The organism is Akkermansia muciniphila, assembly GCF_900184965.1.
In the GTDB taxonomy this organism is placed as follows: domain Bacteria; phylum Verrucomicrobiota; class Verrucomicrobiia; order Verrucomicrobiales; family Akkermansiaceae; genus Akkermansia; species Akkermansia muciniphila_A.
Genome location: NZ_FXYA01000162.1, coordinates 151,856 through 174,440, shown reverse-complemented (window position 1 = coordinate 174,440; position 22,585 = coordinate 151,856). Strand labels below are relative to the sequence as shown.

General features: G+C 55.9%; 15 protein-coding genes, 1 tRNA gene, 1 pseudogene and 1 riboswitch. Of the genes and pseudogenes, 8 read left to right on the top strand and 9 right to left on the bottom strand.

What is annotated here, in order from left to right; all coding sequences use genetic code 11:
* From CI070_RS05255 to CI070_RS05235, 5 genes and pseudogenes are all read right to left on the bottom strand, one after another.
* Positions 1 to 2,874, bottom strand: a 2,874-nt coding sequence (locus CI070_RS05255; RefSeq protein WP_143245701.1) for an autotransporter family protein, incomplete at its 3' end; no start/stop codon positions are given.
* Between the two features lie 636 nt (positions 2,875 to 3,510).
* The gene (locus tag CI070_RS05250; RefSeq protein ID WP_094137115.1) at positions 3,511 to 4,326 is read right to left on the bottom strand and encodes a class II aldolase/adducin family protein; all 816 of its coding nucleotides are present in this window, start codon (positions 4,324 to 4,326) and stop codon (positions 3,511 to 3,513) included.
* Between the two features lie 19 nt (positions 4,327 to 4,345).
* Entirely contained in the window at positions 4,346 to 5,770 is a 1,425-nt protein-coding gene (fucK, locus tag CI070_RS05245) for an L-fuculokinase (RefSeq protein ID WP_094137114.1), read from the bottom strand.
* A 430-nt stretch (positions 5,771 to 6,200) separates the two neighbouring features.
* The gene (locus CI070_RS05240) at positions 6,201 to 7,979 is read right to left on the bottom strand and encodes an L-fucose isomerase (RefSeq protein ID WP_094137113.1); all 1,779 of its coding nucleotides are present in this window, start codon (positions 7,977 to 7,979) and stop codon (positions 6,201 to 6,203) included.
* Positions 7,980 to 8,556: 577 nt separating this feature from the next.
* A pseudogene (locus CI070_RS05235) lies at positions 8,557 to 9,933 on the bottom strand (sugar MFS transporter); the annotation flags it as partial.
* 189 nt (positions 9,934 to 10,122) lie between these two features.
* Between CI070_RS05235 and CI070_RS05230 the strand changes: the two are divergent.
* Entirely contained in the window at positions 10,123 to 10,635 is a 513-nt protein-coding gene (locus tag CI070_RS05230) for a hypothetical protein (protein WP_094137111.1), read from the top strand.
* A 147-nt stretch (positions 10,636 to 10,782) separates the two neighbouring features.
* A complete protein-coding gene (locus CI070_RS05225) occupies positions 10,783 to 12,831 on the top strand; it encodes a sialidase family protein (protein WP_094137110.1) in 2,049 nt (682 codons plus the stop codon).
* A 208-nt stretch (positions 12,832 to 13,039) separates the two neighbouring features.
* On the opposite strand, the gene CI070_RS05220 is transcribed toward CI070_RS05225, so the two are convergent.
* Entirely contained in the window at positions 13,040 to 13,633 is a 594-nt protein-coding gene (locus CI070_RS05220; protein WP_094137109.1) for an RNA polymerase sigma factor, read from the bottom strand.
* On the opposite strand from CI070_RS05220, the gene CI070_RS13895 reads away from it, so the two are divergent.
* The 6 genes from CI070_RS13895 (at position 13,632) to CI070_RS05195 (ending at position 19,623) form a co-directional block, all read left to right on the top strand.
* Positions 13,632 to 13,865, top strand: a complete 234-nt coding sequence (locus CI070_RS13895; RefSeq protein ID WP_143247155.1) for a hypothetical protein — start codon at positions 13,632 to 13,634, stop codon at positions 13,863 to 13,865. The genes CI070_RS05220 and CI070_RS13895 overlap by 2 nt on opposite strands.
* A gap of 118 nt (positions 13,866 to 13,983) precedes the next feature.
* A riboswitch (TPP riboswitch) is annotated at positions 13,984 to 14,103 on the top strand.
* Between the two features lie 65 nt (positions 14,104 to 14,168).
* Complete coding sequence (gene thiC / locus CI070_RS05215) at positions 14,169 to 15,992, top strand: phosphomethylpyrimidine synthase ThiC (protein WP_094137134.1); 1,824 nt, start codon at positions 14,169 to 14,171, stop codon at positions 15,990 to 15,992.
* 125 nt (positions 15,993 to 16,117) lie between these two features.
* Complete coding sequence (locus CI070_RS05210; protein ID WP_179219355.1) at positions 16,118 to 17,023, top strand: thioredoxin family protein; 906 nt, start codon at positions 16,118 to 16,120, stop codon at positions 17,021 to 17,023.
* A gap of 93 nt (positions 17,024 to 17,116) precedes the next feature.
* Positions 17,117 to 17,728 carry an RNA polymerase sigma factor gene (locus tag CI070_RS05205; protein WP_094137107.1) on the top strand — a complete coding sequence of 204 codons (612 nt, stop codon included), beginning with the start codon at positions 17,117 to 17,119 and terminating at the stop codon, positions 17,726 to 17,728.
* A 15-nt stretch (positions 17,729 to 17,743) separates the two neighbouring features.
* Positions 17,744 to 18,415: a hypothetical protein gene (locus CI070_RS05200; protein WP_094137106.1), complete on the top strand. Its 672-nt coding sequence runs from the start codon at positions 17,744 to 17,746 to the stop codon at positions 18,413 to 18,415.
* 248 nt (positions 18,416 to 18,663) lie between these two features.
* Positions 18,664 to 19,623, top strand: coding sequence for a PDZ domain-containing protein (locus tag CI070_RS05195; RefSeq protein WP_179219354.1), 960 nt, complete (start codon positions 18,664 to 18,666; stop codon positions 19,621 to 19,623).
* A 133-nt stretch (positions 19,624 to 19,756) separates the two neighbouring features.
* Here CI070_RS05195 and dgt read toward each other — a convergent pair whose 3' ends face one another.
* The 3 genes from dgt to CI070_RS05180 all read right to left on the bottom strand — a co-directional run bounded on the left by dgt (position 19,757) and on the right by CI070_RS05180 (position 22,573).
* Complete coding sequence (gene dgt / locus CI070_RS05190) at positions 19,757 to 21,085, bottom strand: dGTP triphosphohydrolase (RefSeq protein ID WP_094137104.1); 1,329 nt, start codon at positions 21,083 to 21,085, stop codon at positions 19,757 to 19,759.
* A 398-nt stretch (positions 21,086 to 21,483) separates the two neighbouring features.
* Positions 21,484 to 22,341 carry an EamA family transporter gene (locus tag CI070_RS05185; RefSeq protein WP_094137103.1) on the bottom strand — a complete coding sequence of 286 codons (858 nt, stop codon included), beginning with the start codon at positions 22,339 to 22,341 and terminating at the stop codon, positions 21,484 to 21,486.
* A gap of 157 nt (positions 22,342 to 22,498) precedes the next feature.
* Positions 22,499 to 22,573: transfer RNA gene (locus CI070_RS05180), tRNA-Val, on the bottom strand.
* Positions 22,574 to 22,585 lie beyond the last annotated feature (12 nt).

The window sequence follows — 22,585 nt, the reverse complement described above, 5'->3', positions numbered from 1 at the left end:
GTCCTGCAGGACGTCTCCCACGTAGGACACGCGCAGGGCCTGTGCCCACGGCTTTCCCTTCCATTCGTCCGTCCTGCCTATTTCCAGCCCCACGGGAATGGACAGGCGCTTCAGAGACGCCCCTCCGAAATCACGGCCGTACCCTCCCTGTTCCCGGAAGGCGTCCTGCGTGCCGTGCGTGAATTCCACCCTCAGGAAGGGCGTCAGCCTCCACCCTCCGGCATAGTCCGCCGTCCGGGACACTTCCGCCTGCGCCAGCCACGTTTCGTTGTTCCATTTGGCCGCGGATGCCGGAGCTCCGCCCAGGCGGCTGTTCATTTTGTTGTGCGTCTCCGCCCACGTGAGGCTTCCCTTGAAGGTCCAGCGGGCGCGCCTGCTTTCTTCCAGCAGACGGCCCCAGTACAGGGAGCCCATCCGGGTGTCCTGCGTGTTCCGGCCCTGGAAGTCCCGGCTTTTGGCATGCCCGTAGAGCTGGCCGAAGGCGATCCCCCAGATGCCGTTGTCATGGCCGAACCCGCTGTCCGCCCCCACGGAGTAGCCGCCTCCGTTGTAGTCGTAGCCGTCCACGCCTCCCCGGCTGCGCTGCCGGGCGAAGTCTCCCAGGCCCATGGCCCAGAGGTCGCGCGCATGCTTGTCGGCCAGGCGGAAGGCGTTCAGGCGGGAAAGGACATTGCCGCCCAGGGCCGCCGCGTTGGAGGCCGAGCTCCAGAGGGAGTTGAAGGCCAGCTCACCGGCCAGTTCCGGGTCAATGCTGCTGATGGGGGTTCCGTCCGCCTTCCAGACCAGCTGGAGCTGTTCGGCATAGCCGTCCCCGTCGGCGTCCGTCCACCGGTGGCTCCAGGTTCCCGTGTAGGAGTAGGGAGAGTCCACCCGGTCCGTTCCCGTGGCCTGGGAGACGACCCCGTCAAAGTTTCCCTGAAGGGTGTGTTCCGCGTCCGTCAGCACGAGGAAGACGCGGTCCTGTTTCCAGGAGCGGTCCGCGTAGAAGAAGGGGGCGTTGGAGCCCGTGTCCGCCACGCCGATAAGGCCTCCGGCCGTGAAGGATTGGGCTGCGGATAATGTCAGGCCCGGGCCGGAGTCCGGCCCGGCCTGGAGCTGGTGGCGCATGTCGAAGGTGAAGCCGCGGGAGAAGTCGGCGGTGTTGGCGTTGATGAAGGCGCTGTCTCCGGGGCGCAGCACGGCGTCCCTGCCGGAGAGGGAGAAGGCGGTGGCGTTGGCCGTGCTTCCTCCGGTGATTTCCAGCGTGCCCTGCCGTACCGTCAGGGAAGAAGAGTCATTGCCCAGATTCCGCATGTCTTCAAGCTTCCTGCCGAAGACGGCGTTGCCGCTCAGCAGGAGGGAGCCGCCATAGAGGGTGGTGTCGGCCACGAAGTTGTTGTAGCGGCTGGCAGCGAGGTGGGCTTCATCCCCCTGGTAGAGTTCGCCGCTGAAGATGATGGTTCCGTCCGTGTCCTGGACATTCCCTTCCTCATCCGTGTAACGGTTGAGCGTGAGAGTAAGTGGACGGTCGGAGTGTTCATTCCGGCTGGTAATCGGGTCGTTGAAGCGGATTTCACGCCCCTCCTCCGCGGCTAAGGCGAGCCTGCCCAGCGTCCCTATAGTACCTCCGGGGATTTCTCCAGCCGTAGTAAGGTAAATAGCATTGGCGACGCCGTTTTCCACAGAGAAGGTGCCGTCGTCATGGCGGGTGAAAGCACCCCCGGTCATATTGCCGCTGAAGAGCACGTCTTTCGTCAGAGCGATAATGTCGAGTTTTGCTGCTGACATGATGGCCCCCCCTTTGGTTTTGGCATAGTTGTTGATGAAAGTTGCCCCGTCGCTGAAAGAGATGTCCCCACTAGAGCAAATCACGCCCCCCGAAGCTATAGTGGAGTTGCTGAAAGCATAATTGTTGATGAATGTAGCATTGGATCCTACAGCTATTGCTCCATGAAATCCCATGCCAACAATTTGATGTCTCACGGAGTAGAATACGCCGCCAAAAGCTCTATCCAAATTACTGAAAGCATAATTGCCGATAAAGGTTGCATTGGCGCCCACAGTAGATTTTGCTCTGTTGGAGGTAATAACTCCTCCGATAGCTGTAGTGGAGTTGCTGGAAGCATAATTGCCGATAAAAAAGGAATTGTCTCCTATGGTTATTGTATTATCGTGACTATAAATAACCCCTCCTTCAGCTTGATTCAAATTGCTGAAAGCATAATTGCCAGAGAAGATAACATGATCTCCTATGGTGATCGGCGAATTTGAACTGTTTAACAATACCCCGCCCTGTGCCTTCCTGTTATCAACGCCTAGCACACAGTTGTTGGAAAAAATAACGCCGTCCCCTAACTTCAAAATCTCTCCACGATGAGAGCTATGTAACAGAGCAATGGCAATTCTATCGACATTATCTCTTCTGTTTTCTACGCAGTTGCGGTCAAATTGTACCTTACCTTCTATCATTAACGAAGACACGGTCATGCTCCGAGCTAGCTGTTTTACGGAACCGCTCAAGATGATGGAATTCATTTCCAATGTTATGTCATTTAACCCTGCCCCTGAAAAATCATAAAGGCATTCCCTTTCTCCCAATCCTGCCAAATCGATGGTGCGGAAAGTATCCGGATCATTGGACCGGAAATTGACGGCTACCGTCAGACCGCCAGTCAGCGAGGAATCGTCATTGTGCAGAATGACGGTATCCCCGGAAGACAGCGCTCCGGAAGCAGCCAGTTCCTGAAGCGTGTTATACACATGCTGCCCCGGGTTGGTTGCTTGGGAGGCGTCCACCACGAATTCCGCCCCGGAAGCGGCAGTCGCCAGCGTTACGGAAAACAGAAGGCGACCCAGCAGGAAGCGGCGCAACGGCAATGGAAGAAGAAGTCTCATATCTTTTAAAAAGAATCATTAATATTGGAAGGCCCGCTAAATAGCGGATTTTGAATCCGCTGTTCACGCTGCGTTTTGACAGGGAAAGTCTTAGAAAATATCCCGCTTATTCCAAAATATGTCCTCCGTGAAACGGCAGGCGCGCGTTATCCCCGGAGAACAGCGGCGGCCAGTATCCGAAGGGCCATGAGAGACAAATACAGCTTTTTTATTATCAATACATTACCATCAGTTCAGAACACGCGTTTTCCATGGCGGCCCAAAAAAATGCATATCCCACTAAAATAATAGGATTGACAGCGGATTCAAAATTCGCTGTCAGCAGCCCTTTTTCTCAGCGCCATGAAAACCTTTGAAGATTATCTGGAACTGTTTTATCCTTAATTATTTATTCTTTTTATGAAAGAATATTGCATTCCAATGTTGTTTCCGAGCAACTTGAGGATGCGGGCATGAAGAACCCCTTCTGTAAGGCAGGTGGTAAGGAAGACGGATAAACGCCCATCAAAAAGGCCGGGAACCGGATTTTATCCGTGTGCGCGGGCCGCGGGAAAGAACGGGGCAGGGAGAAAGCTGGGGGAAAAGGGGCGCCTTGCAGAGCAGATGCCGGCGCCCCATTGAAAAACAGTGAATGCGTTATTTGCCGGATTTGCCCAGCCTGTAACCGGCGTAGGTTTCCGTGTTGTACAGGGGCTGATTGTCCGGCACGGCGTAGCCGATGGATTTGCGAATAGCGAGGAAGTCCGCCACGCCTTCCGGCCCCACTTGGTTCAAAGGCGCTTTGTGCAGGCCGGCCATCAGCACCATGCGGCAGTAGGCGTCCGCATTTTCCATGAACCATTCCGCTTCTTCCACGTCACGTGCTCCGGTAATGACTCCGTGGTTTTCCATGAAAACGACGGTGGACTGTTTGGCTGCTTCCGCCACAGCCCGGGCCGTTTCCAGAGAACCGGGCGTTCCGTAAGGGGCCAGCGGGATATGTCCCAGGAAGATATCCGCTTCCGGATTAATTCCGGAGGGGGGAACCTGTCCGGCAAACAGGAAAGCATTGCAGTGCGGGGGGTGGGCATGAATGCAGGCATTGACTCCCACGGATTTCATCATGGCAATGTGCGTTTTCACCTCGCTGGTGGAGGGGCGTATGCCCGCCTTCTGGCGCGCGTCCATGTCCACCATGCAGATGTCTTCCACAGTCATGAAGCCTTTGGAACACAGGGTGGGGGAGCAGAGCAGCAGGTTCTGGGCCACGCGCACGGAGATATTGCCCCCGTTGCCGTCCACATATTCCCGGTTCCACAGGCGGCGCCCTATGTCGCACATGCGTTCCTTGATAACCAGAATTTCCGGGGAATGGAAGAATTCATTCACTTCCTCCCGCGAGACGGGGTTGTATTTTTCCCATGGGAACACTTTGTCCGGAAGGGGTGGGGAGATTGACCAGTCTTCTGACATATTGAGATGTAATAGCGTGTTATTGATTGAGATTTTCGTAGGCGGCTTCCTGGGAACCCGGCATGTATGTCCGGTAGGTAATGCCGAAGGCGTCCCGGGCCTGCTCCGGCGTAGAGTACACCCCGGCGCCCGCAAAGGCAAACATGGATGCTCCCAATACCGTACTTTCTGAAACTTCAGAGACTTTTACGGGAATCCGGAGAATGTCCGCCCTCATCTGGGTCCAGACGCTGTTTCTGGCGCCTCCGCCCACCAGGATAAGGAATTCGCTTTTGAACCCGCCCACGGATTCCAAACGGCGCAGACGGGATTTCAGCCGCCAGGTGAGCGCTTCCATGGCGGCGCGGTAGATATGGCCGCGTGTTTTTCCCAGCACCAGGCCGTTAATGGAGCCTTTCCGGTCTCCGGAGGCCAGGAAGTCCGGAATCATGGTTACGCCGTCGCATCCGGGAGGGACGGCGGCTGCTTCCGCGTCCATGGCGTCATAGGATTCCCCGTGAAAGCAGGCTGCTTTCACCCATTCGATAATGCCGGAACCCAGCCATTGAAGCCCGGGGTTGAGCAGGCCGGATTCCGCGTCGAATTCCGCTGTGGCGCCGTCCTCATAATCTTCCCGGGTCAGCGTGGCCTGCGCGGAGCGTGCCATCAGGATTTCCCATGTGCCGGAGGAAAGGACGGGCTGGTCCTTTTCTGCGCCGGATCCGAAAATGGCGAACTGGGTGTCATGCCCGGCGGAAATGACGGGAATGCCCTCCAGGGCCGGGAGATTCATCGCGTCTGCCGCTTCCGGCGTAAGGTGGCCGATAGTTTCCCCTGCATTCACGATGGCAGGGAAGAGGCTGCGTCTCAGGCCGAGGCGGTTCAAAATAAGTTCGGAAAAATCTCCCGTTTCCAGATCCGTGAGCTGGGAGGTCCCTGCCATGGTCCGGTCTGTCGCCATGATGCCGGTGAGCCTGTACGCCAGCAGGTTGGAGATGAAGAGCCACGCATGGGCTTTTTCCAGAAGTTCCGGGTGGTTTTCCTTGAGCCAGACGAGTTTGTAAATGGTATTGAAGGCAAAGGCCCCCACGCCGGAGATACGGTTAAGTTCCTCTTGCGGGATATATTTGCCGATGTTTTTCATGACCTCCGCCGTGCGGGGGCATTTCCAGGAGATGACTGGACAGAGCAGACTGCCGGCGTCATCCACAAGCGCCCCGTCCACGCCAAAGGTGGTAACCGTGGCGGCCACCACCTGTTTGACATCCAGACCTTCCAGGGATTTCACGGCACATTCGGAGAGCTGTTTGAAAATCCGGTCGGCGTCCCAGATATGAAATTCGGGATTTTCCTCACCGGGCAGCGTGGCGTTCGGCTGTGCGGCTTTCCCCACAATGACGCCTTGTTCATTCACAACCATGGCGCGCACGTTAGTCGCGCCGCAGTCCAAGCAAAGGGAGTACATGAGTTAAGAGTTAATCGTGAAAAGTTAATAGGAATCCGGTTGAGCTGTTTTGTTAATAGAAATGAGCATGTTAAGGATTTCTGTGCAGTCCTGGTCGATAAAGGAATACTTCCGCTTTCGTCAGGCTTCCGGCGGCATGCGGCAGTTTAAGCCATGTATGCGTCTCGGAACATTCCTTCAGGATATGCGGGTTTTGGGAAAGAAATCCCTTCTGCTGCTTCCATAGACAGCTTCGAATAAATTGGCGGCAATGCCCGTACCGGAACGTATGAGCTGGATGGGCAATTCCCGCTTGCCTCCTGCTTTTTCAAGCGCCCGCATCATTCAATGATGCGGCCCGAGAGAGAAAAGCTTTTAGAGGAAACGAGACTTTCTGCCATGTTTTATCCGAAGCTGTTAACTATTACCTATTAACTGTTGCCTTTCGTTTTCAGTATTTCCCGTACAGCGGGCCGTAGTTGGCGCAGGCGCGGAAATCAGCCCCTTCCGGGTCCGCAGTGCCGTGGAGACCCCAGGCGGAGGGGCGGTAGATTTGGTCATCCGGAATGTTATGGGCGTATACGGGAATGCGCAGCATGGAGGCCATCGTCAGGATGTCCGCGCCGATGTGGCCGTAAGTAAAGGCTCCGTGGTTGGCTCCCATGTTGGCCATGACGCTGTACACGTCCGTAAAGGCTCCCTTGCCGGTCAGGCGCGGGGCGAACCAGGTAGTCGGCCAGCCCGGATCGGTGCGTTCGTCCAGGGTTTTGTGCACCTCGGCAGGCAGCTCCACGGACCAGCCTTCCGCCACGATCAGAACGGGGCCGAGCCCCTTGACGATGTTCAGGCGCATCATGGTGACGGGAGCGCCGCCCCTGGTGACGTAATGGACGGAGTAGCCGCCGCCGCGGAAGTATTCCCGGTTGGCCGGGCACCAGACGGCTTGCTCCATCATGGTTTTCGCATCGTCCGGAGTGACGTCCCAGTGTTTTTTCATGACGGGCTGTCCGTCCTTGTCCGTGCAGGCCATGCAGCCGTCCAGGGCGGCGGAGCCGGAATTGATGAGGTGAATGATGCCGTCCTTGGCATGGCCTTCCAGCGTATAACCCGTGACGCGCTTCACGGCTTCCGGGCTCCAGTAGGTGCGAACGTCCGCGAAGACGTTGGCTTGTCCGGTCAGCAGATAGCCGAAGAGGAGGCAGGCGCCGTTGAGAGAGTCATTTTCCGTGGCGAAGGGAAGCGGGGCGCGCGGGCCGTTCCAGTCAAAGGTGGAGTTAAGCAGGGTTTCCGCAATGTCTCCGTTCGGGTAAAAGTCCGTCCAGTGGCGCTGGCCCTGGAAACCGCCGGCAATGGCCTGGTAACCCAGGGATTCTTCTTCGCGGTCGATTTTCTTGAGTTTGGGATTGCCCTGCATCATATCGCGGAAGATCATGGCCATCAGCACGCTTTCCCTGAAGGTTTTGCGGCGTCCGGCTTCGTCCAGCTTCAGGTCCGGGCGGTTTTTGTCCTCGGCGAATTTAAAGACGGAGTCCGCCCATTGCATGGCGAGGTCGAATTCCGCTTCATCATAAATTTTCTGGTCCATGCGGCGGCGCACTTCCGTCATGTCCACGGCCTGTACGCGGATGCCCAGGTAATTTTCCCAGAAAGACTGGTCCACGATGGAACCGGCAATGCCCATGGAGCAGCCGCCGATGGAGAGATAGCCTTTTCCGCGGAGGGTGGCTACGGCGAGGCCGGCGCGGCAGAAGCGCAGGATTTTTTCAGCTACGTCTTCCGGAATGGAAGTGTCCGTGGCGTCCTGCACGTCTTTTCCATAGATGGAGAAAGCCGGGAACCCTTTCTGGTTCAGGCCGGCCAGCGCGGCGGCCAGGTACACGGCGCCGGGCCGTTCCGTGCCGTTGAAGCCCCAGATGGCCTTGGGAGTGAACGGATCCATGTCAAATGTTTCACTGCCGTAGCACCAGCAGGGCGTGACGGCCAGGGAGACGCCGACGTTGTTGGCCTTGAACTTGTCCGCGCAGGCGGCGGCTTCCGCCGGGCCGCCGATACAGGTGTCCGCGATTACGCATTTAACGGGTTCGCCGGAGGCGTGACGGATGTTGGCCTCAATGAGGGCCGCCGCCGCCCTGGCCATGTTCATGGTTTGATCTTCCAGGGATTCCCGAACGCCAAGGCGGCGACCGTCAATCGTGGGGCGGATTCCGATGGTTGGTAATGCTGTTTTCATATTTTGCGTAGGTGATGTGAAGTGGTCATGCCCGGGCAGGCTCTTCTTCTTTTTTCAGATGAGTGTTGCGGAAGAAGAAGCCGTAGATTAGTACCACGGCAAAGCAGATGATGGGAATAAAGAAGGATGACCGTACCGCTTTTTCCACAAAGTTTTCCTGGGCCGTCTGGAATTGCTTCATATCCAGGGGGCGGGCAATGAGGTTGTCCAGCACTTCCGCCTGGTTCCCGGAGAGCGTGGAGAGAGCGGGAATCAGGGAGAATTGCTGAATTTGCTGTTCTCTTCCGGCAGGAGCGGGGAGGCGTTCCAGATTGGCTTTGAAAACGGCCAGTTCCTCGGGCTTGAGGGAGGAACAGCCGGGCAGGGATTGGGCCGCCTGCTCAAAAGCTGCCCCTTCCAGGGAGGGAAGGGAAAGGAAAGTTGCCAGGTTTTTCTGGAATTTGCCGGCGGCCCTGGCCTGTTCTTCTCCGTCCTCAGGGTTGGCTTCAGACATCCTGTACAGCGCCAGCATGGCTCCGGATAAGGATTTGCGGGCGTCTGCCGCTTCCGCCTGCGCGATCAGGGGCCGGTTGATGGATTCAAAATAGGCCACCTGGTTTTTTACTGTGGTGTTGTCTATCCAGGACCCCATGTACGGGGTAATGACTGCTCCGCCCAGAATGGCCATGATAAGGCCCGCCGCTCCCAGTTTCACTTCAGACCCCAGTCCGCGCAGGGCGATGCCGTAAATAGTGGGGAACATCAGGGACATGCAGCCGGAGATGCCGACCAGCGTCCAGACGGAGATTTCCCTGGGCAGATAGATGGTGCCCAGGCAGCAGAGAATGCCGGCGACGGCGAAAAGGGACATCATGTTGGCCGGGTTAAATTTTTTCATCAGGGCCGTAGTGATGGCGCGGCAGACGATAAACAGGATGATGGAAAAGATATAGTAGTTGGAGGCTGCCGCTTCCTGCATTCCGGGGAAGACGGACATGATGTATTTAATCGTCCACGTCCACACGGCGATCTGCACGCCTACATAGAAAAACTGGGCAGCCACGCCGCAGAAGTAGCGCGGAAGCTTCACCAGCTTCATAAGCTGGCAGCGGTAGTCCGGCATGATGAGCAGGAAGGCGATGGGGCCGATCATCATAATCAGGATTTGCTGCACCATGCTGAATTCGAAAGAGGAATAGTACTGGAACAGGAAGGGGATGAGAATCAGGGCGATGCAGAGGCCCAGGCGGCCTAGTTTGGAGGAAATGGGCTGCGTGTTTTCCCGGGTGGGCACGTTTTTATCGTCAGATTGGTAACGGCAGAAGAAAAACCAGATCACGGCGGCGATGGCTACCAGGCCCACATAAGGAACGCACACCCAGAAGAGTTCATCGCTGACAATGGCGTTCAGCTGTTCCGGGTCCATGGCTTTGCGGGTGTCCATGTCCGCATCGTTCAAGTGCGCCAGAATGAAATATTTGGCCAGGAAAATACCCGTCAGGGAGCCTATGGGATTGAAGGCCTGGGCGAAGTTCAGACGGCGGACACTCGTTTCCTGGGCCCCCATGGAGAGAACGAAGGGGTTGCAGGTGGTCTCCAAAATGGAGAGGCCTCCGGCCAGCACGAAGATGGCTGCCAGATAGATATCGAAACTTTGCCCGATGGCGGCGGGAATATAGCACAGCGCGCCTATCATGTAGAGCCCCAGTCCGATGAGGACGCCCGCCTTGTAGGAAAATTCCTCCAGAAGGATGGAGGCGAAAATGGCAAGCACCGCGTATGCCCCATAAAAGGAAATTTGAACCCCGGCGGATTCCGAAGCATTGATCATGAATATTTTGCTGAATGCCGGGACCAGGTTGTCCGTCATGTTGTTCAGGAGGCCCCACAGCGCAAAACAGGAGACCAGCATGAAGAACGGCAGCCGGTACCGTTGGGGAACGATCGGCACGGTAGAGGTACGGTTGTTATCCATATTGCTTTTGCCAATTTCTCATAAGGACGGCGGTGCGTCAATCTGGAAACCTGAAAGAGTCCAGAAATTATCCAACCTGTTGATAGAAAAAATAAAAGGATGTTTTTTTCGTGGTGATGCCCCGTCAGTGTCCGCAGCAGAAGCTCTTTCTTCTTGACTTGTGTTTTTGCGGCGGCTAGGGATAGAAAGATGAAAAAGAGCATTCTGGCAGTCTGTCTGGGCCTGGCGGGATTCTGGAGCGTTCAGGCTGAAGATTCCCCCATTGCGGATCCGGAAAGGGTAAATGAACAAAGCGATGCGAAACTGCCTTCAGGGGAATTGTTGTCGGATCATGTGGCGGAAGCGGAGTTTACGGGAATGATTCACCGGAAATGCATGTTTCTTACTTCCCTGTGTCCGGACAAGTGTGACCACGCCAGGGATTTCGCCGTTTTCCGGATCGTCAAGTACCTGGATTACCGGAAACCGGGCAAGTACGGCGATGAAAAGCAGGAGCAGCTGATGGTGGACGTTAATCCGGCGCACAAGCCCCTCCTGCAGGGCGCGGATGTTTTGAAGAAGATATCCGCCCTCAAACCGGGGGACAAGGTGGTTCTTCACTGGGCCCATTACTATATGCACCGGAACTCCAGTTCTTTCCCGGAACGCCCCGTGATTTCCGTGGAGCCGGCGGCTCTTTCCGAAGGAAAAACGGGAAAATAGGGACTGGTCTTTCTTCAGGCCGTTCAAAGCGGGGCTGGACGCAACGGAAAGCCGTGTGTTAGAAAACGGACCGGCAAATGGCGCTGCTCCGGGCAAGATTGTCCTGATGAGCGGCGTATATATCCAGCGAAACACACCATAAATACGATGCGTTTATCTTTGAATACATTAACGGGGGTGGCCCTTTTGTGCGCCTTGGGGCTGTCTGTTCCCGCTGCTCTTGGTACGGAAAGCTTTGAGCAGGCCAAACAAGGCAGGTTCACGTCTCTTCCCACCAAATACGGTCCCATGTCCTGCGGGGACGGCGTGGCGGAAATCGGGAGAGGAGGAAAATCCGGGAAATCTTCCCTGCGGATGTTCGGCGGGCAGGATACCGAATTGAAACTGGACTTGAAGGATATTCCTTCCAGAGAAGTCCGGCTGTCAGCTTGGGCGGAGCGATGGACCGGACAGGCCCCTTTTGAATTTTCCATTGTGGCCATAGGACCGAAGGGAGAGAAGAAGATTTATGACGGCAAGGATATCAGGACGGGCGGGTTTCATACCAAGATAAAAGCCAGTGTTCCCGCCGGAACGCGTTCCCTGCTGTTCAGGCTTACTTCTCCGGAGAATAAGGGAATGAAGCTGGACGATTTGTTCATCGTTCCCTGTATTCCCATGAAGGTGAATCCTCAGGTGGAGATGGCCTCTTCCGCCTATCCGGTGATGGTGCGCATCCCGTGCAACCCTGTTCTTTCCCTGAATGTCCGGACGGACGGCTGCCTTAATCCCCAGTTCCTGACAGCCGTCAATCTGGATTTTACGGGTACGACGAAGCTTTCCGACATTGCATCCGTGACTGTCATGCGGGGGGAAGAGGAGCCCCACGTTCATCATGGGGAAGAGCCGTTTCCGAAAGACTCTTCCCAGGTTCTTGGCACGGTAAAGCTTGCCGGTTCCACGAGACCTCAGATTTCTGTGAAGGGGAACATGGAGCTGGAGCCCGGAGACAATTACCTGTGGGCTTGCGTGACGATGAAAGAAGGAGCCTCCCTGGACGGCAGGGTGGTGGTGCGTCCGGCCAGCCTTGTGGCGGGCAATAAACTGGTGAAGGTTGCCAATGCGGCTCCCGTAGCGCAGCGCATCGGCGCGGCCGTAGTCAGGCATGGGGATTTCAACTCCAAATTTTACCGTATTCCCGGGCTGGCCCGTTCCAAGAAAGGAACTCTGCTGGCCGTGTACGATATCCGGTACAATCATGCCGGAGACCTGCCTGCCAACATTGACGTGGGCGTAAGCCGTTCCGCGGACGGAGGCCGTACCTGGTCTGACGTCAAGATCGCCATTGATGATTCCAAGATTGCCCCTTCTCTGGGGGCTACCAAAGGCGTAGGGGATCCGGCCATTCTGGTGGATGAAAAGACGGGGCGCATCTGGGTGGCCGCCATATGGAGCCACAGGCATTCCATCTGGGGCAGCAAGTCTGGAGACAATTCCCCGGAGGCCTGCGGACAGCTGGTGCTGGCCTACAGCGATGACGATGGCCTGACCTGGTCCAAGCCGATTAATATCACGGAACAGACCAAGAACAAGGATTGGCGCATTTTGTTCAATGGCCCCGGCAACGGCATTTGCATGAAAGACGGCACGCTGGTTTTCGCCGCCCAGTATTGGGACGGCAAGGGGGTGCCGTGGTCCACCATTGTTTATTCCAAAGACCGGGGGAAAACCTGGCACTGCGGCACGGGCGTCAACCAGCAGACGACGGAAGCCCAGGTGATTGAGCTGGAAGACGGTTCCATCATGATCAACGCCCGGTGCAACTGGGGCGGTTCCCGCGTAGTGGGCGTTACGAAGGACCTGGGCCAGACCTGGGAAAAACACCCCACCAACCGCACTTCCCAGCTGAAGGAGCCGGTCTGTCAGGGCAGCCTGCTTGCCGTGGACGGCGTGCCGGGGGCGGGCAGGGTGGTTCTGTTTTCCAATCCCAATACCACATCCGGACGTTCCCACATGACGCTGAAAGCCTCTACGGATGACGCCGGTTCATGGCCGGAAGACAAGTGGCTCCTTTACGATGCCCGCAAAGGCTGGGGGTATTCCTGCCTGGCGCCGGTAGACAAGAACCATGTGGGCGTGCTGTACGAATCCCAGGGGGCGCTGAATTTCCTGAAAATTCCCTACAAGGATGTTCTTAACGCCAAAAATGCGCGCTGATTCCGTTTCCCGGTAACATGTTGAACGGGCCGTTTCCTCTGGAGAACGGCCCGTTTTTTGTTCCGGGTGTGTTTTTGTGAAAAGACCTGGCCGTCGGGCTCCGGGAGATTATTTGCCGCTAAAGGCGGAAAACCGTGCAGAAAATGGCTCCTCTCCCTCTGACGGGAAAGCTGGCAGTGCATTGTTAATTTTTTGAAAGACGCAATTGTCAGGATAAAAAGGAAGCAAGAGCTTCCTTCAGCATGTTTCTGGCGCGGAACAGCAGGCTTTTGGTAGCGGGAACCGTCATATCCAGCACCTTGGCTATTTCCTCATAGGGCATGTTTTCGAAACGGCGCAATTGAACGGCCAGCCGCGCCTTTTCCGGCAGGGCTGCGATTGCCGCGTCCACGGCTTGCCGGAGTTCCGTATGCTCCAGCGCTTCGTCCGGGGCCTGGGAAGGTTCCAGAAATACGGCCATTCCACCTTCCTCCTCCATGGCGTCTGCGGAGGTGGTAGGCTTGCGTTTCTGGCGGCGCACTTCATTGAACACCAGATTGCGCAGGATGGTGAACATCCAGGTGGTAAACCGTGCGGAAGGTTCGTAATTCCCGGCTCCCTTCCAGATGCGGATGAATACCTGCTGGGCGATGTCCTCTGTCTCCGGACCATTGTTCAACATGCGGGCCACAGCCGCATATACGGAATTCTGGTGTTTGCGGACCAGCATTTCCATGGCGGAAGCGTCGCCATTCCTGACCCTCAGCATCAGCTTGGCATCTTCGTCTGGTTCCGCAGGCGGCATGTCTTGTGCTTCGTCCATGAAATACCCTTCTATAAACCCCGTGTCCGGTGAAAGGTTGCGGCCGGCAGGGCGTATTCCAGAAAAAAGTTTATCCTGTCTTTACATGGCTGACGAGATGAAAACAGGTCTTTCTTTTTTCGCACAGGGGTCTGGTAAAACTTTTGCTCTTTTCGAAGCCCGGAAAATATTCACGCTTTTGAAGAAGCGGGGCCGGGGCGTTGATGGATTCCTTCCATGCCCGCCGATTTAACAAGGGCGGAAGGGGATTGTCCGGGGGGAGGAATGGAGGCCGTCCCTTTGGCTCTCCGGTTTCACCACGCCGGGCTGGAAAACGCTTGGATGGAGAGAAAGTCCATGTTATTCTTTTTTCAGTTCGGCAGGGGTGCCCAAATAAAGGCTGAGATTGCGGGAACGGCATGCTGTTTCCGCAGAACCCTTCAAACCTGATGCGAATAATTCCGCCGCAGGGAGTTCGATGGAACGGGCTCGTCCCGTTTTTCGGGGAGGTTTCGTTTCCGCTGTTCCCCTGCCGGAACAGAACAGCACTCATCCCATGAACGATACCTCCAATTTGTCCTATCCCGGTTCCCGCCGCATTTATGTTCCGGGCCGTCTGTACCCGGATGTCCGGGTTCCCATGAGGGAAATCCTTTTGAGCGATACCTTGCTGCCCGACGGCACCTCCCATCCTAATGACCCGGTGCGCGTGTACGATTGCTCCGGCCCCTGGGGGGACGCTGCGTATGAAGGGACTGCAGAGAACGGGCTTCCCTCCCTGCGTGCCGCCTGGATACGGGCCCGCGGGGATGTGAAAGAGGATGAGGGGCAGGAGCGCTCCCTGCGTGCCGCGGGTAAAACGCCTGTGACACAGCGTTATTACGCTCAACAGGGCGTTATTACGCCGGAAATGGAATTTGTCGCCATCCGGGAAAATTTGGGCAGGGAACAGGCTTTCAAGGCGATATACGACCGCTATCCGAACGCCAAAAGCCGCCCGGACGGGGCCGCGGAAGCTCTGGAAACGCTTACCATGATGCCGCGGCCGTCCGAATTGGAGGCGCAGGAAGGATTTGGGCCGTCCAGCATGGTGGCCCGCGACCGTCTGGATCACCAGCATGCCCCGGAACGCCGGAAGGGCTGCCGCATGCCTGCTTACTTTACGCCTGAATTCGTCAGGGATGAAATTGCCTCGGGCCGTGCGCTGATTCCCGCCAACATCAATCATCCGGAATGTGAACCGATGGCTATCGGCCGCAATTTCCTGGTAAAAATCAACGCCAACATAGGCAACTCCGCGCTGGGGTCCAGCATTGAGGAGGAGGTGGAAAAGCTGCGCTGGGCCATTCACTGGGGGGCGGATACCGTCATGGACCTGTCCACCGGGAAGAATATCCACGCGACGAGGGAATGGATTTTAAGAAACTCCCCTGTTCCCATCGGGACTGTACCCATTTACCAGGCTCTGGAAAAGGTGGGAGGAAAGGTGGCTGACCTGAGTTGGGAGGTTTTCCGCGATACCCTGCTTGAGCAGGCCCGCCAGGGTGTGGACTATGTGACGGTGCACGCCGCCCTTCTGCTCAGGTTCGTGAACCATACGGCGCGGCGCATGACGGGCATCGTTTCCCGAGGCGGTTCCATCATGGCGCAGTGGAGCATGATCCACGAACAGGAAAATTTCCTTTATTCCCACTGGGATGAAATTTGTTCCATTCTGGCGGCTTACGACATTGCCGTCTCCATCGGGGACGGCCTGCGGCCCGGTTCCGTGGCGGACGCCAACGACTTCGCCCAGCTGGCGGAGCTGGAAGTGCAGGGGGATTTGACCATGCGCGCGTGGAAGGCGGGCGTGCAGGTCATGAATGAAGGCCCCGGCCATGTTCCCATGCATCTTATTGGAGAAAACATGAGCAAGCAGCTGGAATGGTGCATGGAAGCGCCCTTTTACACGCTGGGGCCGCTGGTAACGGACATCGCCCCCGGTTACGACCATATTACCGGAGCTATCGGGGGGGCGATTATCGGCCAGCTCGGCTGCGCCATGCTTTGCTATGTAACCAGAAAAGAGCATCTGGGGCTTCCGGACAGGGAAGACGTGAGGGAAGGCGTGGTCACCTACAAGCTGGCGGCCCACGCCGCAGACCTGGCGAAGGGGCATCCATCCGCGCAATGGAGGGACAACGCTTTGGCCCAGGCCAGGTTTGAATTCCGCTGGGAGGATCAATTCAATCTTTCTCTGGATCCGCAAAAGGCGCGTTCCTTCCATGACCTGACGCTTCCTCATGCCAACGCCAAAAAAGCCCATTTCTGTTCCATGTGCGGTCCGGATTTTTGCGCTATGCGCCTGAGCCAGGATGTCCGCCGCCGCTCGCAGCAGTAGGCGTCTTTGTTCAGGAGTTTCTGATGAAGCCGGTTCTTCTTAAAAAAGAATGACACGCGCAGGGATAATGCTATAGTGCGGTTAACATGAGAAGTTCATTTTTTTCTGCAATTGGCGTTCTTTCCTTGGCCTCCGCTTTGATTTGTTCCGCGTCTTCCTCCTGGGAGACTGATTGGAATAAGGCGCTGGAGAAAGCCGGAAAGAGCGGACAGCCGGTACTGGTTGACTTTACCGGTTCCGACTGGTGCCCCGGATGTATTTATCTGCGCAAGAATATTTTTGACACGGATGCGTTCGCCAAATATGCGGCGGATCATCAATTCGTGCTGCTGGAGCTGGATTTTCCCAAGACCGCCGGGAAAATGCCTCCGGAACAGCTTAAATTCCATGAAGATCTGATGCGCCGTTACGGCGTTTCCTCATTCCCGACTGTTTTGCTGATGGAAGGGAATGGCGCTCCTTATGCTAAAATAATGAGTGCGACCAGGACGCCGGAGGAATATCTGAAGAAACTGGAGGCTGCCGGAGAAACGAGGAAGAAGTTGAAAGAGGCTGTGGCGGCGGCCCTGCCGCTGAAAGGAAAGGAAAAACTGGAGCAGCTGGTTAAGGCCCTGAACGTGCTTCCGGAAGATTTGCAGCCTTTTCAGAAGGAGTTGATTGCAGAAATTTCCGTCTTGGACCCGGAAGATAAATACGGATTCGCGGGGAAGTCTGAAAAGGCTGCAACCATGGAGAAGCAACGGCTTATGTGGGAGCAATTCTGCCGGAAATATTCGGGAAAATTCTCTGCGGCAGATATGCTCGCCGCCCGTAAGGAAGCATTGAATATGCTGGAAAATAAAGACATGCTCCCTCCGATTCGTCTGGAAATCGCCAAATATATCAGCGATGGGTATGCCCAGGAACGTAATTTCCCCAAGGTTCTGGAATACTTGAAAATTGCCCGGGATGCCGATCCGGAATCACAGGCGGCCAAAAAGCTGGAACCATGGATTGAAAACATGCGGAAATTTGTCAATCAGGAGAAGTAGAAGTTGTGTCCTGAAAGGCATGGCGGCCTTCCGCGGGAGGCCGCCATGCCTTTCCATTTTTTATTTTAAACAAAAAAATGGGGCTGTTGCGCTATGGTTGATGAAGGGAACGAATATGCAGAAATGAATACGCCGGCCTATGTCAGAAAAGAGGAGGTGATTGAGGGAGAAAGCAGCCATTTGCTGAGTTGGGATGAGTGGCTACGGGAACATGCTGCCCAGTTGCTGTTGTTTGCCCGCCAGCAGTCCCGCTCACCGGAAGATGCGGAGGACATACTTCAGGATGCCCTGATACGCCTGGCGCGCAAGGAGGCCTCCGGGGAATTTGTGGGAGGGCAGGAGGCGTGGCTCTCCTATGTCTTTGCCTCCATCCGGCGTCTGGCGGTGGATTATGGCCGCAAATCCGACCGCCGCCAGAAAAGGGAAGATGAGGCCTGCGCCGCTGAACAGGATGAGGATGTTTATGCGGACCCCTGGTTTTCCAGCGCTGCGGCGGATGAGGAACTCAAACAATTCATGGAAACGCAGCTCAGGAAGCTCCCTCCCAAGTTCTCTGAAGTCATTGTCCTGAAAATATGGGGGGAGCAAACTTTTCAGCAAATTGCGGAAACGCTGGAAATCTCGCAGAATACGGCGGCGAGCCGGTACCGTTACGGGATTGACCTGCTCCGCAGGGCTTTAAGAAATAAAAAGAATCAATTCTAACGCCGTTCCGCCCTTATGAAATATGAGACAACATCATCTGCCGCAGGGGAGGAAGGCGGCGGTACTGCCGCCCTGCAGCCCCTTCCCGTATCTGATGAACTGATTTCCCGGCTGGCCGGAAAGTGTGAGGAAATCTTCCCTTTGAACAACCGATTCCGCCGCGATGAAATCTCCGATGATGAAATTCATGAGATGGAATCCCTCTTGAAACGTCTTCAGCCCTCTCCGGCAAGAGTCCTGTTCAGGGAGCAATGCTGTGCCCTGATGTGCGCGGAATCCGAACATGAGATGGAAACCCGGCTGAAAAGGCTTTCCGCTTCTTCCATGCTGGAATTTTCCGTCTGTAAAATGGCGCAAGCCATGAATTGCGCCAGTGATGAGAAACGGGAAAAAGCGTTGAACATCTCCCTCTGGCGGCGTTTTGCCTGTATTTCCGGCATTTCTGCGGCTGCCGCTGTGGGGGCTGTCATGCTGGTTCAACATGCACTGGCGCCTTCCGGCGGAACGGTGGCTGCCGGAAATGCCGGGGAAGCCTCCACGGAAAAGGCTGAAATGCCTGTAATTCCCGGTGAAAAGCGGGAGTTGCTCCGGACGCCCACTATTTTTGAACTGCAGGGAGGGGATGAGCGCGTACCTGTGATTGCTCCTGCCGTTATCCGCAGGATTCTTCCTGAAAAGGAATACTGAGAAAGTGCGGTGCATGCATCTCGCCGGAATGGGCGATCTGTTGCGGCCTTCCAGTTTTTCTTGGTAGGGAGGAAAAAAGCCCGGCTGGCGTCATGGTGATAAGAAGCCGGAAAATCAGCGGTTTTATCCCAAAGGGAGAATCTTTTATTTTGGAGATATGGTATTCTCCGATATTCTGCGGCGTGGGAAGGAAGAAAAAATGCACGAATTTTGAACATTGTATGGACAGATGTTGTATATTATCCCACATGGATATGAAACCCTGTATCTTTCTGACATTGGGATTGCTGGCAGGTTCGGGCTCCGGATATTCCATTGACCGGCCCGCAGGAAGTACGGATAACCTTCAGCCGCCTCCTCTGACGCCATACACGCATCAGGTCAGGCCTCTCCCCTCTTCCAAACCGGCCAGACTGGGAATTGTTCCGGGCACGGTGCCTCAAGCGCTTGTTGCCCAGCTGGAACTGAGCGGATTCCCCGGAGTGCTGGTGACCAAAGTGATGCCGGACAGCCCCGCGGCCAGGGCCGGGCTTCTGGAAAATGACGTCATCGTCAAGCTGGGGGATGTTTCCCTGTCCGGTCCGCAATCCGTGACGGAAGCCCTGTCTGAAAAGGCTCCCGGAGACAGGATTACGGCGGTATTCTACCGGAAAGGAAAGCGGGAGACTGCTGAAATTACCCTGGATGGGGGAACGCTTTCCGCTGAAGAAATATTGGCGGCTCAGGGGGATCCCCGCACGCAGCCGCAAGCAGTTCCCTCCGTTCGGCGTCAGGCGGCGCCTTTTTCCGGAATGTCTGCACGGCCTCATCTTTCTCAGCGTATTCTGGATATTCAGCAGATGATGGATGAGTTTTTGGAAGATTCCGCCATGGATGATTCCCGGATGGACGACATCATCGGCCGGATGAACCTGACTCCCGGCGCGGCGCAGATGCTTCGGAGCTTGCAGGGCCTTCACCAAATGCCTATGCCTCCCATGGGCAAGGTCTCCGGAGGAGGCCAGAGCACGTCTTCCGTCCGGATGTCGGATGCCAACGGGACTATCGTGGTTTCTTCCAATTCCCGGACGGGAACCACAGTTCATGTGACGGACTCCGCGGGGAAAGTTCTGTATTCCGGTCCCTACAATACGCAGGAGGAAAAAGCCGCCGTGCCGGAAGCCGTCAGGGAACGCTTGAAAAACATAGAAACTAATTTCTGCTTTTAACGGCTTCATGAAATAGCGGGGAAATTCGGATTCATGGAATTAACGGCAGCTGCCCCGCATGGGGCAGCTTTTTTATTCAGTGAAAGGGAGGGGAATTCTGCAATCCGTCCACAAGCCGGCTTGCCGGAAGGAGCTACAGAATTCCGGTCAACTTCCGGTAAGTCTCCAGGGCAAAGGAATCCGTCATGCCGGAAATATAATCAAGCATATGCGCCAGGCGCGCAGCCTCCCCTCCGTTATTTTGGGGCACGTCGGTGCCCTGAAGCATGATGGCGATTTTTTGGGATTGTCCGGAGGACGGATGGTTCACCCATTCCATAAAGAAGTCGATCAATTCGCCCAAAACCTTGTACCCCATGGCTTCCACCTCAATAACCTCCCTGGCGCGGTACACATTCTTGATGGCGTACTGGTACAGGCCGTTCAGCGGGGCGGACAATTCCGAGCTGTCTATCAGGGATTGTTCCATCCTTCCTTGCAGCAGATCTTCCTCGTGGTTCACAAAACTGTCCACAGCGGATTGAATGCTTTTTCCGATGGCGATCGCGCGCATGTAATGGATGCAGGAATCTTTTTCCTTCTTTTCTTCCAGCTCCCGGACATAACGGAGCTGGGATTCCGTCAGGAAAGGACTGAACAAATCCCTGGTGGGAGCAAAATCCAGAAGGCCGGAAAAGTACCCGTCTTCAATATCCGCGATGCGGTAACAGATATCATCCGCAGCCTCCATTAAATACGCCAGGGGATGGCGGCTCCAGCAAAGATGGGCTGCATCAGGTGTGGAACGCGGGATCAGACCCAGATGGGCAGCCATGAAAGAAGCAGCTTCCCTTTCCTGTTCCCCGATGCCGAATTTTTTGCATTCAAGCTTGTTGGCCGCAACTATGCTGCCTTTCTTGACGGCGGCGGAATAGGATTGCGTACAGGGATATTTCATAAAGGCGCCCAAAACGGTTGCCGTCAGTTTCAGGCCGCTGCCCTCCATCGGATCCCCTGTACGTGTCAGGATGCGGAATCCCTGGGCATTACCCTCAAAAGGCAGCTCCAGGCCGTGCCGTTTCAGGGCGGTTTCAATGGCGTCTTCTCCGGAATGGCCGAAGGGCGGATTGCCGATGTCATGGGCCAGGCAGGCGGTAGAAACAATGGTGGCGACATCGGAAGGCATGATAGGTGCGGGCAGGGAACCCTTTTGGGCCAGCCACTCCCCCGCCAGCATGCCGAGGGAGGAACCGATGTGGGCTACCTCCAGGCTGTGGGTCAGGCGGGTGCGGACGTAATCATTGCGGCCCAGGGGAAAAACCTGTGTCTTGTCCTGAAGGCGGCGGAACGCGCTGGAAAACAGAATGCGGCCGTAATCCCGGTCATAATTGCTGCGGTTTTTCTGCGGAGACGCCGTGCTTCGGTGCCTGGACCCCCAGCGTGCGTCCGACAAAAGCTGCTGCCAATTCATCATCCCTGACATGGTAAAGAAATGCTACAGGGGAATGCCCGGCTGGAACAGAAGAAAATAGAGAGGGCATTCAATAGGTCAGCGTCAGTCCCGCTCCAATTGCAGGAGCGCCTTGCCGTCCGTGTCAATGCGCGCGTCCGCAATCAGGAGCGTGGGCGGCGTGTGTCGGGCGCGCAGTTTTTTTGGTGAATCTGACGTAACATGTCGCGTTCTCCGGCCACCGGGCGGCGGCAAGCAGCACAAAAATGGAGGAAAATGGGAGCCGCGTTTGAATATGAAGGGGGAAAAGCACTGCCTGAAAAGACCTGCTCCTTGAATTTTCCGTTAAAATGGAACGGATGTGATGTGTTATGCTTTTCCCGGGGCTGGGCTGAATCGGGCATGCGGTCCGGAATATAGGCGTCTGGAATTTATTCCTGCGCAGTTTTTTTGAAGGGGATGGGGGCGATCAGGAAAGAGGACAGGATAAGCAGGCAGCCGATGAACAGCAGGAACATGTTGGGATGCTCCCTGAACAGAAGCAGGGAAGTCAGGGCCGCCAGGGGAATTTTAAGATTGTTCATAACCGCCAGCTTCACGGGAGTTACCCGCCGGGCGCCGTAATTCCAGAGGAAAAAACAGACTCCTGAAGCGATGATCCCCAAATAGGCCAGCAGCCACCATTGCTTGGCGGAAATCCCCTGCCAGCAGGCCAGCCCTGACGGCAGGCCGGAGGGCAACGTGACCAGCAGAGCGCCTGCATAGGCATAGGCGAAGCAGGAAGCTTCGCTTCTCCCGAACCGGGAATTTTTCAAGGAAATGTAGGCTATTTGACCTGCCGCGAAACAGAGATTGGAAAGCTGGACAAGAACAATTCCTGTAAACACCCCGTTACCGGCGGAATATCCTTTCCAAAGGATGCCCGCTCCTCCCATGGCCGCAAGAATAGCCGCCGCCAGATGGAGCGGCGGAAGCTGTTTTTTCATCAGACCGTTAATCAGAACCACATAAATCGGCGTGGTGGCTGTAAAAAGGGCAACCTGGTGGGAAGGCAGATAGTGAAAGGCCGCGATATAACAAAGATACATTCCTCCGAACTGGACGGCGCCTATGCCCATCATCCCCAAGGCATGACTGAAAGGAACCCTCCGGACGAAGGGGAGGAAAACGGCAAGCGAGCCGGCCATGCGCGCCATCGCGACAAAGCTGGCAGGGAGGCCGGACAGGCAGTTTCCCAGAAGTCCGAATGACAACGCCCAGATGAAAGACGTGATCAGCAACGCAGACATGCGGGCGGAGCATACGGAGAAAAGGAAACCAAGTCAATGCCCATGGCGCAGAGCATATAGCCAGGAGCATGCAGGATTACCCAAAAGAAAAGGGGAAGATAACGGTTCTGAACGTAAAAACACCCCGGAATATTGAATTCCGGGGTGTTTAGGAAAATGGTACGCGGTACTGGTTTCGAACCAGTGACCCCATGCGTGTGAAGCATGTGCTCTACCACTGAGCTAACCGCGCATTTGCAGTGCG

Excerpts from the sequence above, each read along its gene's own strand:
- CI070_RS05250 (WP_094137115.1), bottom strand. The coding sequence starts at position 4,326 with ATGTCAGAAGACTGGTCAATCTCCCCACCCCTTCCGGACAAAGTGTTC.
- fucK (WP_094137114.1), bottom strand. The coding sequence starts at position 5,770 with ATGTACTCCCTTTGCTTGGACTGCGGCGCGACTAACGTGCGCGCCATG.
- CI070_RS05240 (WP_094137113.1), bottom strand. The coding sequence starts at position 7,979 with ATGAAAACAGCATTACCAACCATCGGAATCCGCCCCACGATTGACGGT.
- CI070_RS05230 (WP_094137111.1), top strand. The coding sequence starts at position 10,123 with ATGAAAAAGAGCATTCTGGCAGTCTGTCTGGGCCTGGCGGGATTCTGG.
- CI070_RS05225 (WP_094137110.1), top strand. The coding sequence starts at position 10,783 with ATGCGTTTATCTTTGAATACATTAACGGGGGTGGCCCTTTTGTGCGCC.
- CI070_RS13895 (WP_143247155.1), top strand. The coding sequence starts at position 13,632 with ATGAAATACCCTTCTATAAACCCCGTGTCCGGTGAAAGGTTGCGGCCG.
- CI070_RS05220 (WP_094137109.1), bottom strand. The coding sequence starts at position 13,633 with ATGGACGAAGCACAAGACATGCCGCCTGCGGAACCAGACGAAGATGCC.
- thiC (WP_094137134.1), top strand. The coding sequence starts at position 14,169 with ATGAACGATACCTCCAATTTGTCCTATCCCGGTTCCCGCCGCATTTAT.
- CI070_RS05205 (WP_094137107.1), top strand. The coding sequence starts at position 17,117 with ATGGTTGATGAAGGGAACGAATATGCAGAAATGAATACGCCGGCCTAT.
- CI070_RS05200 (WP_094137106.1), top strand. The coding sequence starts at position 17,744 with ATGAAATATGAGACAACATCATCTGCCGCAGGGGAGGAAGGCGGCGGT.
- CI070_RS05195 (WP_179219354.1), top strand. The coding sequence starts at position 18,664 with ATGGATATGAAACCCTGTATCTTTCTGACATTGGGATTGCTGGCAGGT.
- dgt (WP_094137104.1), bottom strand. The coding sequence starts at position 21,085 with ATGTCAGGGATGATGAATTGGCAGCAGCTTTTGTCGGACGCACGCTGG.
- CI070_RS05185 (WP_094137103.1), bottom strand. The coding sequence starts at position 22,341 with ATGTCTGCGTTGCTGATCACGTCTTTCATCTGGGCGTTGTCATTCGGA.